The sequence below is a fragment of the Pseudomonas citronellolis genome (assembly GCF_900112375.1).
Taxonomy (GTDB): domain Bacteria; phylum Pseudomonadota; class Gammaproteobacteria; order Pseudomonadales; family Pseudomonadaceae; genus Pseudomonas; species Pseudomonas citronellolis.
Genome location: NZ_FOLS01000029.1, coordinates 73,263 through 86,530 on the forward strand (window position 1 = coordinate 73,263; position 13,268 = coordinate 86,530).

At 69.7% G+C, this 13,268-nt stretch carries 12 protein-coding genes and 1 pseudogene; 6 read left to right on the plus strand and 7 right to left on the minus strand.

Going from position 1 to position 13,268, the window contains the following annotated elements; translation table 11 throughout:
* Window positions 1-402: 402 nt before the first annotated feature.
* A pseudogene (locus BM060_RS24300) lies at window positions 403-606 on the minus strand (MerR family transcriptional regulator); the annotation flags it as partial.
* 270 nt (window positions 607-876) lie between these two features.
* Between BM060_RS24300 and BM060_RS24305 the strand changes: the two are divergent.
* Both BM060_RS24305 and BM060_RS24310 read left to right on the plus strand, forming a co-directional pair.
* Window positions 877-1,743, plus strand: coding sequence for an oxidoreductase (locus BM060_RS24305; RefSeq protein ID WP_074983835.1), 867 nt, complete (start codon window positions 877-879; stop codon window positions 1,741-1,743).
* 157 nt (window positions 1,744-1,900) lie between these two features.
* Complete coding sequence (locus BM060_RS24310) at window positions 1,901-2,758, plus strand: oxidoreductase (protein ID WP_074983838.1); 858 nt, start codon at window positions 1,901-1,903, stop codon at window positions 2,756-2,758.
* Between the two features lie 119 nt (window positions 2,759-2,877).
* Here BM060_RS24310 and BM060_RS24315 read toward each other — a convergent pair whose 3' ends face one another.
* The 5 genes from BM060_RS24315 to BM060_RS24335 all read right to left on the minus strand — a co-directional run bounded on the left by BM060_RS24315 (window position 2,878) and on the right by BM060_RS24335 (window position 7,286).
* Window positions 2,878-3,651: an alpha/beta fold hydrolase gene (locus BM060_RS24315; RefSeq protein WP_074983840.1), complete on the minus strand. Its 774-nt coding sequence runs from the start codon at window positions 3,649-3,651 to the stop codon at window positions 2,878-2,880.
* Between the two features lie 67 nt (window positions 3,652-3,718).
* Window positions 3,719-4,222: a cytochrome P460 family protein gene (locus BM060_RS24320; protein WP_074983842.1), complete on the minus strand. Its 504-nt coding sequence runs from the start codon at window positions 4,220-4,222 to the stop codon at window positions 3,719-3,721.
* A 13-nt stretch (window positions 4,223-4,235) separates the two neighbouring features.
* Complete coding sequence (locus BM060_RS24325) at window positions 4,236-5,225, minus strand: alpha/beta fold hydrolase (protein ID WP_074983845.1); 990 nt, start codon at window positions 5,223-5,225, stop codon at window positions 4,236-4,238.
* Between the two features lie 45 nt (window positions 5,226-5,270).
* On the minus strand, window positions 5,271-6,620 hold the full coding sequence (locus BM060_RS24330) for an epoxide hydrolase family protein (RefSeq protein WP_074983847.1): 1,350 nt from the start codon (window positions 6,618-6,620) through the stop codon (window positions 5,271-5,273).
* Between the two features lie 249 nt (window positions 6,621-6,869).
* Window positions 6,870-7,286 (minus strand): organic hydroperoxide resistance protein, encoded by a 417-nt coding sequence (locus BM060_RS24335; protein WP_074983849.1) that lies wholly within the window; start codon window positions 7,284-7,286, stop codon window positions 6,870-6,872.
* A gap of 225 nt (window positions 7,287-7,511) precedes the next feature.
* Between BM060_RS24335 and BM060_RS24340 the strand changes: the two genes are divergently transcribed.
* From BM060_RS24340 to BM060_RS24350, 3 genes are read left to right on the plus strand one after another with little or no spacing between them, the layout of a single operon-like run.
* Window positions 7,512-9,905, plus strand: a complete 2,394-nt coding sequence (locus tag BM060_RS24340) for a PAS domain-containing protein (protein ID WP_074983852.1) — start codon at window positions 7,512-7,514, stop codon at window positions 9,903-9,905.
* Window positions 9,902-10,273, plus strand: a complete 372-nt coding sequence (locus tag BM060_RS24345; protein WP_009621952.1) for a response regulator — start codon at window positions 9,902-9,904, stop codon at window positions 10,271-10,273. The genes BM060_RS24340 and BM060_RS24345 overlap by 4 nt, the downstream gene beginning before the upstream one ends.
* Before the next feature lie 27 nt (window positions 10,274-10,300).
* A complete protein-coding gene (locus BM060_RS24350) occupies window positions 10,301-10,972 on the plus strand; it encodes a response regulator transcription factor (RefSeq protein WP_043316786.1) in 672 nt (223 codons plus the stop codon).
* A 20-nt stretch (window positions 10,973-10,992) separates the two neighbouring features.
* Here BM060_RS24350 and BM060_RS24355 read toward each other — a convergent pair whose 3' ends face one another.
* Window positions 10,993-12,276, minus strand: a complete 1,284-nt coding sequence (locus BM060_RS24355) for an MFS transporter (protein WP_083426836.1) — start codon at window positions 12,274-12,276, stop codon at window positions 10,993-10,995.
* 203 nt (window positions 12,277-12,479) lie between these two features.
* On the opposite strand from BM060_RS24355, the gene BM060_RS24360 reads away from it, so the two are divergent.
* Window positions 12,480-13,229, plus strand: coding sequence for a creatininase family protein (locus BM060_RS24360; protein ID WP_074983857.1), 750 nt, complete (start codon window positions 12,480-12,482; stop codon window positions 13,227-13,229).
* Window positions 13,230-13,268 lie beyond the last annotated feature (39 nt).

Genomic DNA, 13,268 nt, shown 5'->3' on the forward strand with positions numbered 1-13,268 from the left:
TCCCCCGCCACGGAGGCCCGCCCCGAGGGTACGTCCCTGTAGCCCGCGGGGCTCTCGCGACATCCATGTCGCATGACCTCCTGAGCGCCGGTTTCGTTCGGCCTTCTGAAGGGGCGTTCCGGTGCGCGCGGATGTTTCTCTGGAAGTCCAAAAGCAAAAGCCAGAGCAGGGCTGCTTTTGCTCTTCGTAGGAGCGAGCTTGCTCGCGAACCCAGCAGTCACTGGGTTATTCCCCTTCGGGCCAGCGCAAGCGCTGTTCGCGATGGAGCCGCGTCCCGCGTTCGCGGGAATGACGGGGGGTGAGGTTAGGGAGAGGAGGATGGCACCTGCCCGACACACCACTCAGGACACCCCCTCCCCTCCAGGAAAAAACCCAAGGCTCACTCGACAGAAGCACTACCAGCCTTGGCCTGCCTACGGTCCGGCATTGCACACTACCCTCTTGGCGCAACCGCTCCAGCACCCGCGGGGTGTTGTCTGCGCACTGCATTCCTTCCGACTTGCTCTCGATGCTCTCGATGGCCACCAGCAACTGCGCCTTGTTCTGCTCCAGGCGCTTCTGTAGCACCTCGATCTCACCCACCTTGCGCCTGAGGCCCTCCAACAAGCCGATACGATCAACGCCGACCTGCTCGCCTTCATCCGCGACTGACGAGCCCGGGAGCCAGGCGTTCAGTGCCTGGCTCCCCCCTCCACTCCCGCCCCCTGCTCCGCCAAAGAGAACCCACAGGCACTCCGTACGATCGAAAAAGAAAACCGTATTCCGTGACATGGCAAGTACGGATGACCCCACGTACCTTTGTATCCGCAAATCGCCTCGTCGCTCCCAAGGGGAGCGACGATGGCCATCGGTAACACGTATATGGGAGAAAGGTTCATGAGCCATGCAAAGAAGGTCTGGTTGATCACTGGCGCCTCGTCGGGTTTCGGCAAGTCGCTGGCCGAGGCCGTCATCGCCAACGGTGACTGCGTAGCCATCACCGCCCGCCGCCTGGAGCGCCTGCAAGCCATCGCGCAAGGCCATGAAGACCGCGTGCTGCCCCTGGCCGTGGACGTGACCGACGCTGCCGCCCGCGACAAGGCCGTGGCCGACACCCTGGCGCGCTTCGGCCGCATCGACGTGCTGGCCAACGTGGCCGGGCGCGGCGTGGCCGGGGCCTGCGAGGAATTCAGCCTGGAACAGCTGCGCGAGCAGATGGAGCTGAACTTCTTCGCCGCCGCCGAAATGACCCGCGCCGTGCTGCCGCAGATGCGCAAGCAGGGCTCGGGCAACATCCTCACGGTGAGCAGCATCGCCGGCCTGGTGGCCATGAATGCCGCCGGCCCCTACTGCGCCGCCAAGTTCGCCATCGAGGGCTGGACCGAAGCGCTGGCCATCGAGGCCAAGCCGCTGGGCATCCACGTCACCCTGGTCGAGCCGGGCGCGTTCCGCACCGAGTTCGCCGGCGACGTGAACATGCGTCCGCTGCAGCGCATCGATGCCTACCGGCCGATGGTCGAGCCGTTCGAGACCTACCTCGAAACCTCCGCCGGCAAGCAGATGGGCGATCCGGCCAAGGCCGCCCAGCGCATGCTGGAAGTGGTGGCCAGCGACGCGCCGCCGGTGCGCCTGATGCTGGGCCGGGACGCCTACTCGATCTGGGACGCCACCCTCGCCAAGCGCCAGGAAGACCTGAACAGCTGGCGCGAACGTGGTGAAGACACCGCCTTCGACGACGCCGAAGTCGTGGAAATCCGGCTGTGATGCGCAGCCGGGCGCCAGGCGCATCGACAGAGGAAAACAGCGTGCAAGACCAACAGACGCCCCTGAACTCCGGCTTCGGCTTCCACAGCAGCGCCGCCGAGGTGCTGACCGGCATCGACGCCTTCGCCTGAACCCCATCCCTCAAGGAGAAACACTCATGAAAATCTGGTTCATCACCGGCGCCTCCTCCGGCCTTGGCAAGGCACTGGCCGAGGCCGTGCTGGCCAAGGGCGACAGCGCCGTCATCACCGCGCGCCGCCTGGAGCCGCTGGTGGAAATCGCCGCCGGCCACGGCGAGCGAGCCCTGGCGCTGCAACTGGACGTGACCGACGCCAATGCCCGCGCCGCCGCGCTGAAGGCCGCCAACGACCGCTTCGGCCGCATCGACGTGCTGGCCAACATCGCCGGCGCGGGCGCCTACGGCGCGCTGGAGGAATTCACCAGCGAGCAGCTGCGCGCCAACCTGGAGCTGAACTTCTTCGCCGCCGCCGAGCTGTCCCGCGAGGTGTTGCCGCAGATGCGCGCTCGCCAGTCCGGGCACATCCTCAACCTGACCAGCATCGCCGGCCTGGTGGCCTTCCCCGGCAACGGCCTGTACAACGCCTCGAAGTTCGCCCTGGAAGGCTTCACCGAAGCCCTGCACCACGAGGTCAAGCCCTTCGGCGTGCGCGTCACGCTGGTCGAACCGGGTGCCTTCCGCACCGGCTTCGCCGGCGCCGCGGCGATGAAGGCCGCCGCCAGGATCGCCGACTACGCGCCCCTGGATGCGGGCCTGGACGAATACTTCGCCGGGCAGGACGGCCAGCAGATGGGCGACCCGGCCAAGGGCATGCAGGTGGTCATCGACATGGTGGAAAGCGATACCGCGCCGGTGCGCCTGATGCTGGGCGAAGACGCCTACCAGCTGTGGGAAAGCGCCGTCGCCTCGCGGAACCGCGACCTGGCCCGGTGGCGCGCGCGTGGCGAAGACACCGCCATTCCAGGCGCCGCGAAGAATCCGGTGCAGGCGCTCTAGCGCCTGACAGGCAGGCGCGACAGCGGATGTCCGTCGCTGGCCTCTACTCCCCTCCCCCCCGAAGGTCGCTGGCCGCTCAACAAGGAACGGCCAGCGACCTTTCTTCGATCAGCAACGACCTAGAGCGAAGCAGCAGCCTTCTCGATCGACCGCGCCACCGCTTCGGGGTGCGAAACCATCACCACATGGGAAGCGCCGGAGACCACCTCGACGTCTTTCGCGTGGGCCCGCTGGGCCATGAAGGCCAGGGCCTGCGGGGGGATGTTGCGGTCCTGGTCGCCGTAGACGAACCACGAGGGGATGCGCTGCCAGGCAGCGGCGCCGGCCTTCTCGTTCAGCGCGGCCTCGGTGACCGGGCGCTGGGCCGCGGCCATCAGCTTGGCCTGCGCGGCGGGCACGTCGGCGGCGAACTGGGCGTGGAACTTGTCCTGCTGGATGTACAGGTCCTTGCCGCCGCTGGCGAGCGTCACCGGCGGCGCCAGGGTCGGGCCGAGGGTGCTGCCGGGGAACTTGCCGGCCAGGTCGGCGGCGCTCTCCCCCGCTTCCGGGGCGAAGGCGGCGACATAGACCAGCGCCTTGACGTTGCCGGCGTCACCGGCGGCGGCGCTGATGACGTTGCCGCCGTAGGAGTGCCCGACCAGCACCACCGGCGTCTTCAGGCTGGCGAGGATGTTGGCCACGTAGGCGCCGTCGCTGGCGACGCCGCGCAGCGGGTTGGCGGCGGCCACCACGGTGTAGCCGTCGTGTTCGAGGATGCGCGTCACGCCGTTCCAGCTGGAGGCGTCGGCGAAGGCGCCGTGGACCAGCACCACGGTGGGTTTCGCGGCGGCGGACGCGCCGGCGGCCATGAGCAGGCCGGCGGCGCAGGCCAGGGCACCGAGGGTTGTTTTCATCGGAAATTCTCCTTGCAGGGGAATGAGACCGGGGCGCACGGCCCCGGCCGGTGGTGGGGAATCGGCGCTAAGGCGCGTAGCGGGTGAACACCAGGTCGTGGTTCTTCACCCGCGCCTGGTGGCAGGCGTAGCAGGTCTGGTGCTGCGCCTCGTCGGCCGGCTTGCCGTCGATGAAGCGGGCGAAGCCCCAGCCGCCGGTGGCCGCATACTTCTTCGAGTCCTTGACCATAAACTGCACGGTGGTGGCCGCGCCGGGGATCGAGGCCGGCTCGAATTCCGGCGACTGCACGTGCTTCCAGGCCAGCTTGGCGAGTACGCTGCCGTCGGGGAACGGCAGCTTGCCCGCTCGGTAGGCCCGCATGGCGATGTCGTTGCCGAGCACCGCGCGCAACTCGTTCAGCGGCGCCGCTTCCTGCGCCGGGGCGACCAGCTGCCAGTTGCGGTAACCCTCGGGCATGCGCACGCCGTAGATCGGCGAGGCGTCCGCGGCGGGCGCCGGGTCAGCGCTGGCGCCGCTGGCCAGGGCAAGCGCCAGGAGCGTCGCGGCGAGTGCGGGGAGTCTGGGTGTCATGGCTGCGCTCCGCTCACAGGTGGTCGGCGTCGACCACCGCCTGGACGAAGGCCTGGGGCGCCTCCTGCGGCAGGTTGTGGCCGATGCCGCCCTTGATCAGGCGGTACTCGTACTTGCCGCTGAAGCGCTTGGCGTAGGCCTCGGCCGGCGGGTGCGGCGCGCCGTTGGCGTCGCCTTCGAGGGTGATGGTCGGCACGCCGATCGTGGGGAAGGCCGCCAGGCGCTTCTCCAGTTCCGCGTAGCGCGCCTCGCCCTCGGCCAGGCCCAGGCGCCAGCGGTAGTTGTGGATGGCGATGGGGCCCTGGTCGGGGTTGTCCAGCGCCGCCGCGCTGCGCTCGAAGGTGGCGTCGTCGAAGTTCCACTTGGGCGAGGCCAGCTGCCAGATCAGCCTGGCGAACTCGTGGCGGTACTTGTCGTAGCCTTCGCGGCCGCGCTCGGTGGCGAAGTAGAACTGGTACCACCACTGCAGTTCGGCGCTGGGCGGCAGCGGCGCCTTGCCCGCCGCCTGGCTGCCGATCAGGTAGCCGCTCACCGAGACCAGCGCCTTCACCCGCTCCGGCCACAGCGCCGCGACTATGTCGGCCGAGCGCGCGCCCCAGTCGTAGCCGGCGAGCACCGCGCGCTTGATCTTCAGCGCATCCATGAAGTCGACGACGTCCACCGCCAGGGCCGCCGGTTCGCCGTTGCGCAGCGTCTTGGCGGAAAGGAAGCGGGTGTCGCCATAGCCGCGGGCATAGGGGATGAGCACGTGGTAGCCCTTGGCTGCAAGCTGCGGCGCCACTTCGCTGTAGCTATGGATGTCGTAGGGCCAGCCGTGCAGCAGGATGACCACCGGGCCGTCGGCCGGGCCGGCTTCGGCGTAGGCCACCTTCAGCAGCCCGGCGTCGACGTGGCGCAGCGCGCCGAAGGCGTCGTCGGCAGCCTGGGCCAGGGGGGCGGCGAGGTTCGCCAGGGCGAATGCGAGCACCGGGGCGCCCAGGGCTTTGTACTTGAACGGATTCATCAGGGTTCTCCCTTGCTGTGTGCCGGGAATCGGCGGGACTTCGGTCTAGCGCTCGGCCAGCGAGGCGCGCTGCGGGCGGAAGGCCTCGCGCAGTTCCTCGCTGAACAGCTGCGGTTGCTCCCAGGCGGCGAAGTGGCCGCCCTTGTCCACCGCGTGGAAGTAGTCGAGCGAGGGATAGGCGCGCTGCGCCCAGCTCTTCGGCGCGCGGTAGATTTCACCGGGGAACACGCTGATGGCCACCGGCACCTTGATCTGCGCGGTCTTCTGCGCGGCGGCGCTGAAATTGTTGTTGTTGTTTTCCCAGTAGAAGCGCGAGGACGAGGCGCCGGTGTTGGTCAGCCAGTAGAGGGAGATGTCGTCGAGCATCTCGTCGCGGCTGAGCACGCGCTCCGGCTCGCCGCCGCTGTCGGTCCAGGCGGCGAACTTCTCGTACATCCAGGCGGCCATGCCGGCCGGCGAGTCGGCCAGGGAATAGCCGATGGTCTGCGGCCGCGTCACCATCATCGCGCCGTAGGCGGCGTTGCGCCCGAAGAAGGTACTCAGCGCCTGGTAGGCGGCGCGCTCGTCGCCGGACAGGCCGTCGGGCGCCGGGTCGCCGCTGTTGATCGGCTTGACCAGTTCGGCCGGGATGGTCGCCGGCATGTTCAGGTGGATGCCCAGCAGCCCGGGCGGCGCCAGGCGGCCCAGGGCATCGGAGATCACCGAGCCGTGGTCGCCGCCCTGGGACACGTACTGCTGGTAGCCCAGGCGCTTCATCAGCACGTCCCAGGCCCGCGCCACCCGGTCGGGGTTCCAGCCCAGCTCGGTCGGCTTGCCGGAGAAGCCGTGCCCGGGGATCGCCGGGATCACCACGTCGAAGGCGTCCTCGGCCTTGCCGCCGTAGGCCGTGGGGTCGGTCAGCGGGCCGATGGTCTTGAGGAACTCCAGCGGCGAGCCGGGCCAGCCGTGGGTGAGGATCAGCGGCATGGCGTGGGGCTGGCGGGAGCGCACGTGGATGAACTGGATGTCCACGCCGTCGATGCGGGTGACGAACTGCGGCAGGGCGTTGAGCTTCGCCTCGGCCTTGCGCCAGTCGTAGCCGTTGCCCCAGTAGTCGACCAGGGCTTTCAGCCTGGCCAGTTGCACGCCCTGGGAGGCGTCGGCGACGGTTTCCTTGTCCGGCCAGCGGGTGGCGGCGATGCGCCGGCGCAGGTCGTCCAGTTGCGCCTGGGGCACCTCGATGCGGTACGGCCGCACGCTGTCGTCCTCGCTCGCCGTGGCGTTGGCGGACGCGACCAGGGCCAGCGGCGCCAGGTGCGCGTGGCTGCCGCCGAGCAGGAACAGGCCGACGGCGCCGGCCAGGAGCGAACGGGTGAACAGGTGCTGAGTCTTCCGTGGGTGCGATGCTGCGAGCATGGTCGATCTCCTTGAGTGGGGGCCGGGGCGTGGACGCAATCGTTCGCCCTCGGCGAAGCGCGAACCTGGCCACTGTCGGTCGCGCCCGCCCCGCTTCGGAGGCGCTGCGCAACCCGTGGCATCGATCAGAACAAAGGGCGGCGGGCCTGGGGATTGCACGAAGGTGTCGGTCGATACCTTCGTATCGTTCGCCCGCCGGCGCCGGGGCACTGCGGCCACGCCGGCCTGGCGTGGCCGCAGCGGGCTCGCTCAGGCGAGCGAGAGCGCGACGTCGATGTTGCCGCGGGTGGCCTTCGAGTAGGGGCAGGTCTGGTGGGCCGTCTCGATCAGGTCCAGGGCGGCGTCCCGTTCCAGCCCCGGCAGGCTGACCTGCAGGCGCGCCCGCAGGAAGTAGCCTTCCTCGCCCTGGCACAGCTCCACCTCGGCGTCGATGGCCAGGTTCGCCGGCAGGGCGATCTTCTTCCGCCGCGCGGCGAGGCCCAGCGCGCCTTCGAAGCAGGCCGACCAGCCGGCGGCGAACAACTGCTCCGGGTTGGTGCCGGTGCCTGGCGTGCCGGGCAGCGAATGGCGGATGTCCAGGCGCCCGTCGTCGCTGCGCGAGGTGCCGCCGTCGCGGGCCCCGGTGGTGTGGACCCTGGCGGTGTAGAGAACGGTTTCGGTGGTCATGGCTGCCTCCTGGCATGTGCTCGTGCATACCGGGTTCGGTATGTGCCGCCGATCAGAGCAGAGGCCGGCTGCCGGGGACGATTGCACGAAGGTATCGAGTGCCCCCGCGCAGCCCCCTGCCCCGTCAACGGCGCCGCTTTCGCCCAGCCGACACCAAGGTATGATGGGCAGCTCCGCCAAGGTGGCGCATGCTCGCGAAACGGCTACCGCCGAGAGAGGATCGGTATGCACAACGAACCCGGCCCTGTCGTCGACAGGCTGCCCGGCCTGGCCTGGACCGCCGCTGCCGACGGCCGGGTCGACTCCGTCAACCGCCCCTGGTGCGCGTACACCGGCCTCCCCGCCGGCGCGGCCCAAGGCGACGGCTGGCAGTCGGTGGTGCACCCCGACGACCTGCCGGCGCTGCTCGAACGCTGGGCCGCCATCCTGCGCTCCGGCCAGGCGCAGGACATGCAGGCGCGCCTGCGGCGTTTCGACGGCGCCTACCGGCGCTTCCTGCTGCGCGTCGAGCGCCTCGACGCCGCCGCCGGCACCTGGTGCGGCCTGGGCATCGACATCGAGGACCTCGGCCCGGGCCCGGCGACCACCAGCACCCCGGCCCTGGATGCGCTCATCGACAGCATCCCCGGCTTCGTCTGGCGCACCGCGCCCGACGGCAGCGTCGAATTCCTCAACCAGCGCTGGTTCGACTACACCGGCATGACACCCGACGAGGCCCGCGGCACCGGCTGGATGAACGCCGTGCACCCGAGCGACGCGCCGGCGTTGGGCGCGTACTGGCAGGGCCTGCTGGCCGCGGGGCTGGCGGGCGAGTTCGAAGCCCGCCTGCGGCGCTTCGACGGCAGCTACCGCTGGTTCCTGATCCACGCCGTGCCGCAGCGCGACGAGGCCGGCCGCGTGCTCAAGTGGTACGGCGGCAACACCGACATCGACGCACGCAAACGCGCCGAGCTGCTGCTGGCCGGCGAGAAACGCCTGCACAGCCTGATGGCCGGCGGCGCCGCCCTGCCCCTGGTGCTCGAAGCGCTGTGCCAGTTGGTGGAAGCCAGCCTCGACGACTGCCTGTGCGGCATCACCCTGGTCGCGCCCCGGCGCAGCCGCCGCGCCGTGCAGGCACCGGGCGAGCTGCGCCTGCAACCCGGCGCCGGCCCCGGGCTGCCGCCGGGCCTCATGGCTAGCGACGGCCAGGCAGTGGACGCCGGCAACAGCCCTGAATCCCTGGTCGTCCTCGGCGGCGAAACCGTGGTGGTGGCCGACCTGTCCGCCGAAACGCGCTGGCCCGCCTGGTGCGCCACGGCCCTGGCCCACGGCCTGCGGGCGAGCTGGGCGACGCCGGTGATCGCCACCGGCGGCGAAGTGAGCGGCGTCCTCTCGCTGTTCTTCCACCACGCCTGGCAACCCGACGAGGCGCAGCGCAACCGCATCGCGCAGTTCAGCCAGCTGGCCAGCATCGCCATCGAGCGCGCCCGCGGCGAGGCCGCGCTGAAGCAGAGCGAGGCCTTCCTCGCCAAGGCCCAGCGCATCAGCCTGACCGGCACCTTCTCCTGGCACGTGGACAACGACGAGATCGCCTGGTCCGACGAGATCTACCGCCTGCTCGACCTGGACCCGGGCCTGACGCCGAGCTTCGAGCTGGTCTATTCGCGGGTCCACCCCGACGACCTCTCGCGCCTCGACGAGGTGTTCCAGCGCCAGCGCCACGCCGCCCGCGACTTCGAGCACGAACACCGGCTGCTGCTGCCCGGCGGCGTGATCCGCCACGTGCACATCGTGGCCCAGGCGATGCGCGACGCCGACGGCGCCCTGGAATACATCGCCGCCGTGCAGGACGTCACCCAGCGGCGCCTCGCCGACGAGGCCCTCGGCAGGGTCCGCGCCGAACTCGCACACGTGGCCCGGGTCGCCAGCCTGGGGGCGCTCACCGCGTCCATCGCCCATGAAGTCAACCAGCCGCTGGCCGGCATCATCACCAACGCCAACACCTGCCTGCGCATGCTCGGCGCCACCCCGCCCAACGTCGACGGCGCCCGCGAGACCGCGCGGCGCACCATCCGCGACGGCAACCGCGCGGCCGACGTGATCAAGCGCCTGCGCGCGCTGTTCGCCAAGGACGGGGTGGCCAGCGAGCCGGTGGACCTCAACGCGGCGGCCCGGGAAGTGCTTGCCATGCTGCAGAACGAACTGCAGCGCAACGGCGTGGCCGTGCTGCCGCAGTTCAACGAGCAGCTGCCGCCCGTGCCCGGCGACCGCGTGCAACTGCAGCAGGTAATCCTCAACCTGATCATCAACGCCATGGACGCCCTGGCCGAGGTGCACGGCCGCCCGCGGCAGCTGCGCATCAGCAGCGGCTACGACCTGGACTCCAGCGTGTTCCTGGCGGTGCGCGACAACGGCAACGGCTTCCCCCCGCAGGACGCCCACCGGCTGTTCGACGCCTTCTACACCACCAAGCGCGCCGGCATGGGTATCGGCCTGCTGGTCAGCCGCTCCATCATCGAGCACCATGCCGGGCGGATCTGGGCCACGGCCCACGACGGCCCCGGCGCGACCTTCATCTTTTCCATCCCGCTGCCGGCCGCGGACGCCGACGACGACCACGCCAGGGGGAATGCCCGATGACCACGCCTTTGCTCGTGTCGCTGGTGGATGACGACGAGTCCGTGCGCGAATCGCTGCCGGACCTGCTGCGCGAGTTCGGCTTCGCCGTGCAGGCCTTCGCCTCGGCGCCGGCCTTCCTCGACTCGGACTGCCTCGCGCAGACGCGCTGCCTGATCCTCGACGTGGCCATGCCGGAGATGTCCGGGCCGGAGCTGCAGAAGGAACTGGCCCGGCGCGGCTGGCGCATCCCCATCATCTTCATCACCGCCCATGGCGACGCGGCCACCCGCCCGCGCCTGATCGCCCAGGGCGCCGTGGATTGCCTGCTGAAACCCTTCAGCGAGGCGGAACTGCTCAAGGCGCTCAGCGCCGCGCTACCGGTCGGCTGACGCCGCAGGCCACCAGGAGAACCAGGCATGTTGAACGCTGTCCCTGCCCCCCAGGGGGGAACCCGGCCACAGGCCGACGCCACGCCGCTGGTCTACGTGGTCGACGACGACGTCTCGGTGCGCGAGTCGCTGGAACTGCTGATCCGCTTCGCCGGCTGGCAACCGGTGTTGTTCGATTCCGCCCGGGCCTTCCTCGACCAGCCCGCGGCCCTGGTGCCCAGCTGCCTGGTGCTGGACGTCAACCTGCCCGACCTCAATGGGCTGGACCTGCAGCGCAGCGTGGCCGGCGAGCGCCCGGCCATGCCGATCATCTTCATCACCGGCTACGGCGACGTGCCGCTGACAGTGCGCGCCATGAAGGCCGGGGCGGTGGAATTCCTCACCAAGCCCTTCGACGACGACACCCTGCTGCGCGCCATCGCCGAGGCCCTGGCGCACAGCCGCGTGGCCCTGCAGCAGCAGGAAAGGCTGCGCACCCTGCGCGCCGCCTACGCCAGCCTCACGCCGCGCGAACGGGACGTGCTGCGCAGGGTCGTTGCCGGGCGCCTGAACAAGCAGGTGGCCGCCGACCTGGGCATCAGCGAGATCACCGTCAAGGCCCATCGCGGCCGGGCCATGCGCAAGATGAAGGCGCGCTCGCTGCCGGACCTGGTGAAGATGGCGGCGCTGCTGGAGATCGCCCCCGACGGCGAGCGCTGAGGCGCCCTCGCCGCCCGGGCTCAGGCCGGGACCGACAGCGGCCGCCGGCAGCCCAGCCAGACCAGCAAGGCCGCCAGCAACTGGCTGCTGGCGAAGAAGCCGAACAGTTCTTGCGTGCTCCACTGGGCGTCGAGCAGCACCCCCGCGATAGCCGGTGACAGGATCGCCCCCAGGCGCCCGGTCGCCAGCACCAGGCCCACGCCGCTGGTGCGAATCGCGGTAAAGAAGGCCTGGGGCGCGAGGATGAAAAGCGCCGCGATGGCGCCATTGAGCGACAGCCCCGCGCCGAAGCCAGCGGGAATGGCCAGCAGCGAGACGCGGCTGGCCGGCACCAGCAGCGTCATCAGCACGGCATTGAGCAGCAGAAGGCCCAGCAACAGCTGGCGGCCCCCCGCGCGATTCGCCGCCAGGCCCACCAGCAAGGCGCCGAGCATGCCGCCGAGGCCCAGCAACAGCCCGCCGGTGGAGCCCTGTTTTTCGGAAAAGCCGTTGTGCAGCATCAGCGTCGGCGTCCAGCTCATCACGAAGTAATAGCCGAACATCAGCAGCAATAGCGCCAGGGCCAGTGAAGCGGTCAGTTGCCACTGGCCAGATGCGAATAGCTGCCGGAATTCCACGCCTCGCGATAGCCGCAACTGGGCATTCTGTTGCCGGTCGAGCGTCAGGAACTCCGGCGACTCGCGCAGCCAGAGTGCACCAGCCGTCACGGCCGCGAGCGTGGCCACGCCGCCGGCTAGAAACACGTAGCGCCAGCCAAGCCACTCGTTGAACAGGTGGGCCAGCAGGCCGCCCAGGCTCACGCCCAGCGCGAAGGCGAGGGATTGCAGGGCGATGGCCAGGCTTCGCCGATGCGCTCCGGTGTATTCATGGGCCAGCACATTGGCGCCCACCAGCACCGCGCCGGTGCCGACGCCGGTCAGCATGCGCAGAAGCATCAGCACCTGGTGGTTCGGGCTGCAGAACGACAGCAACATGCTGACGCCGCTGAGGGAAAGGCCCGCCAGCAGCAAGGGCCGGCGCCCGTAGCGGTCCGCCCGGGGGCTGATGAACGAGCCGCAGGCCATGCCCACCAGGCTCGCGCTGAGCAGCATGCCGAGCTGGGTCGCATTCAGCCCCCACTCCGCCGAAACGCTGCCGCCGGTGAAGGCCATGGCCATCGCGTCCAGGCCGTCGATCACGTTGAAGAGCATGCACAGGCCGACGACGCCCCACGGGGACGGGGCCATTGCAGCGTTGTTGTTCATAGCCTTGGGCACGCAGCCTGTTTCCTTTTTGACGCGCGGTTCGAAGCAGTGCTCGGCCATACCCTTGCGTGCATACCTAGGTATCGACCGACACCATCGTGCAATCGCCGAGGCGGCATCCGGGTGCTTTGATCGACCTGCGCAAGCGGCGCCGAATGCAGGGCCGGAAGCATATTACGTCCCGGCCGCTACAGACAGGACCCCGCGCCTCGAACTCCACCCCACCGGGTTCCGCCAGGAACCTTTCCAAGGAGAGCCCCCAGATGTTCCTGCATCTATCGACCTGGGCCGAGATCGGCCAGTTTCTCGAACGCAGCCGCACCATCGTCATCCCCATCGGCTCCAACGAACAGCACGGCCCCACCGGCCTGCTGGGCACCGACTGGATGTGCCCGGAGATCATCGCCGGCGAGGCGCAGAAGCTGGCGGACATCCTCATCGCCCCGACCTTCAACATCGGTATGGCCCAGCATCACCTGGGCTTCCCCGGCACCATCTCGCTGCGGCCCTCGACCTTCATGGCCGCCATCGGTGACTGGGTGCGCTCGCTGGCCGGCCACGGCTTCGAGAAAATCTTCTTTCTCAACGGCCACGGCGGCAACATCGCCTCGATCGAAGCGGCCTTCTCGGAACTCTATGCCGAAGCGAGTTTCGCCCGGCGCCGCGCCGGCTTCGCCCTGAAGCTGTGCAACTGGTGGGACCTGGAAGGCGTCGATGCCCTGGCGCGGGAGCAGTTCCCCACGGGCCACGGCATCCACGCCACGCCCACCGAGATCGCCGTGACCCAATGGGCCTATCCGGACTTCATCAAGTCCGCCGAGTATTCGCCACGGATCGCCAACTGGGGCCCCATCCGCGAAGCGCTCGATTTCCGCGCGCGTCACCCGGACGGCCGCATGGGCTCGGACCCGGCGCAAGCCTCCATCGAAAAGGGCCGGCAACTGGTGGCCCTGGCCGCCCAGGGCCTGGTGCAGGAGGTCCAGGCCTTCGGCGACGAGGCGATACCGGGCTAGAAACCCTTCGGGCTGGCCGCGCGCCCATGGACGGGCGCG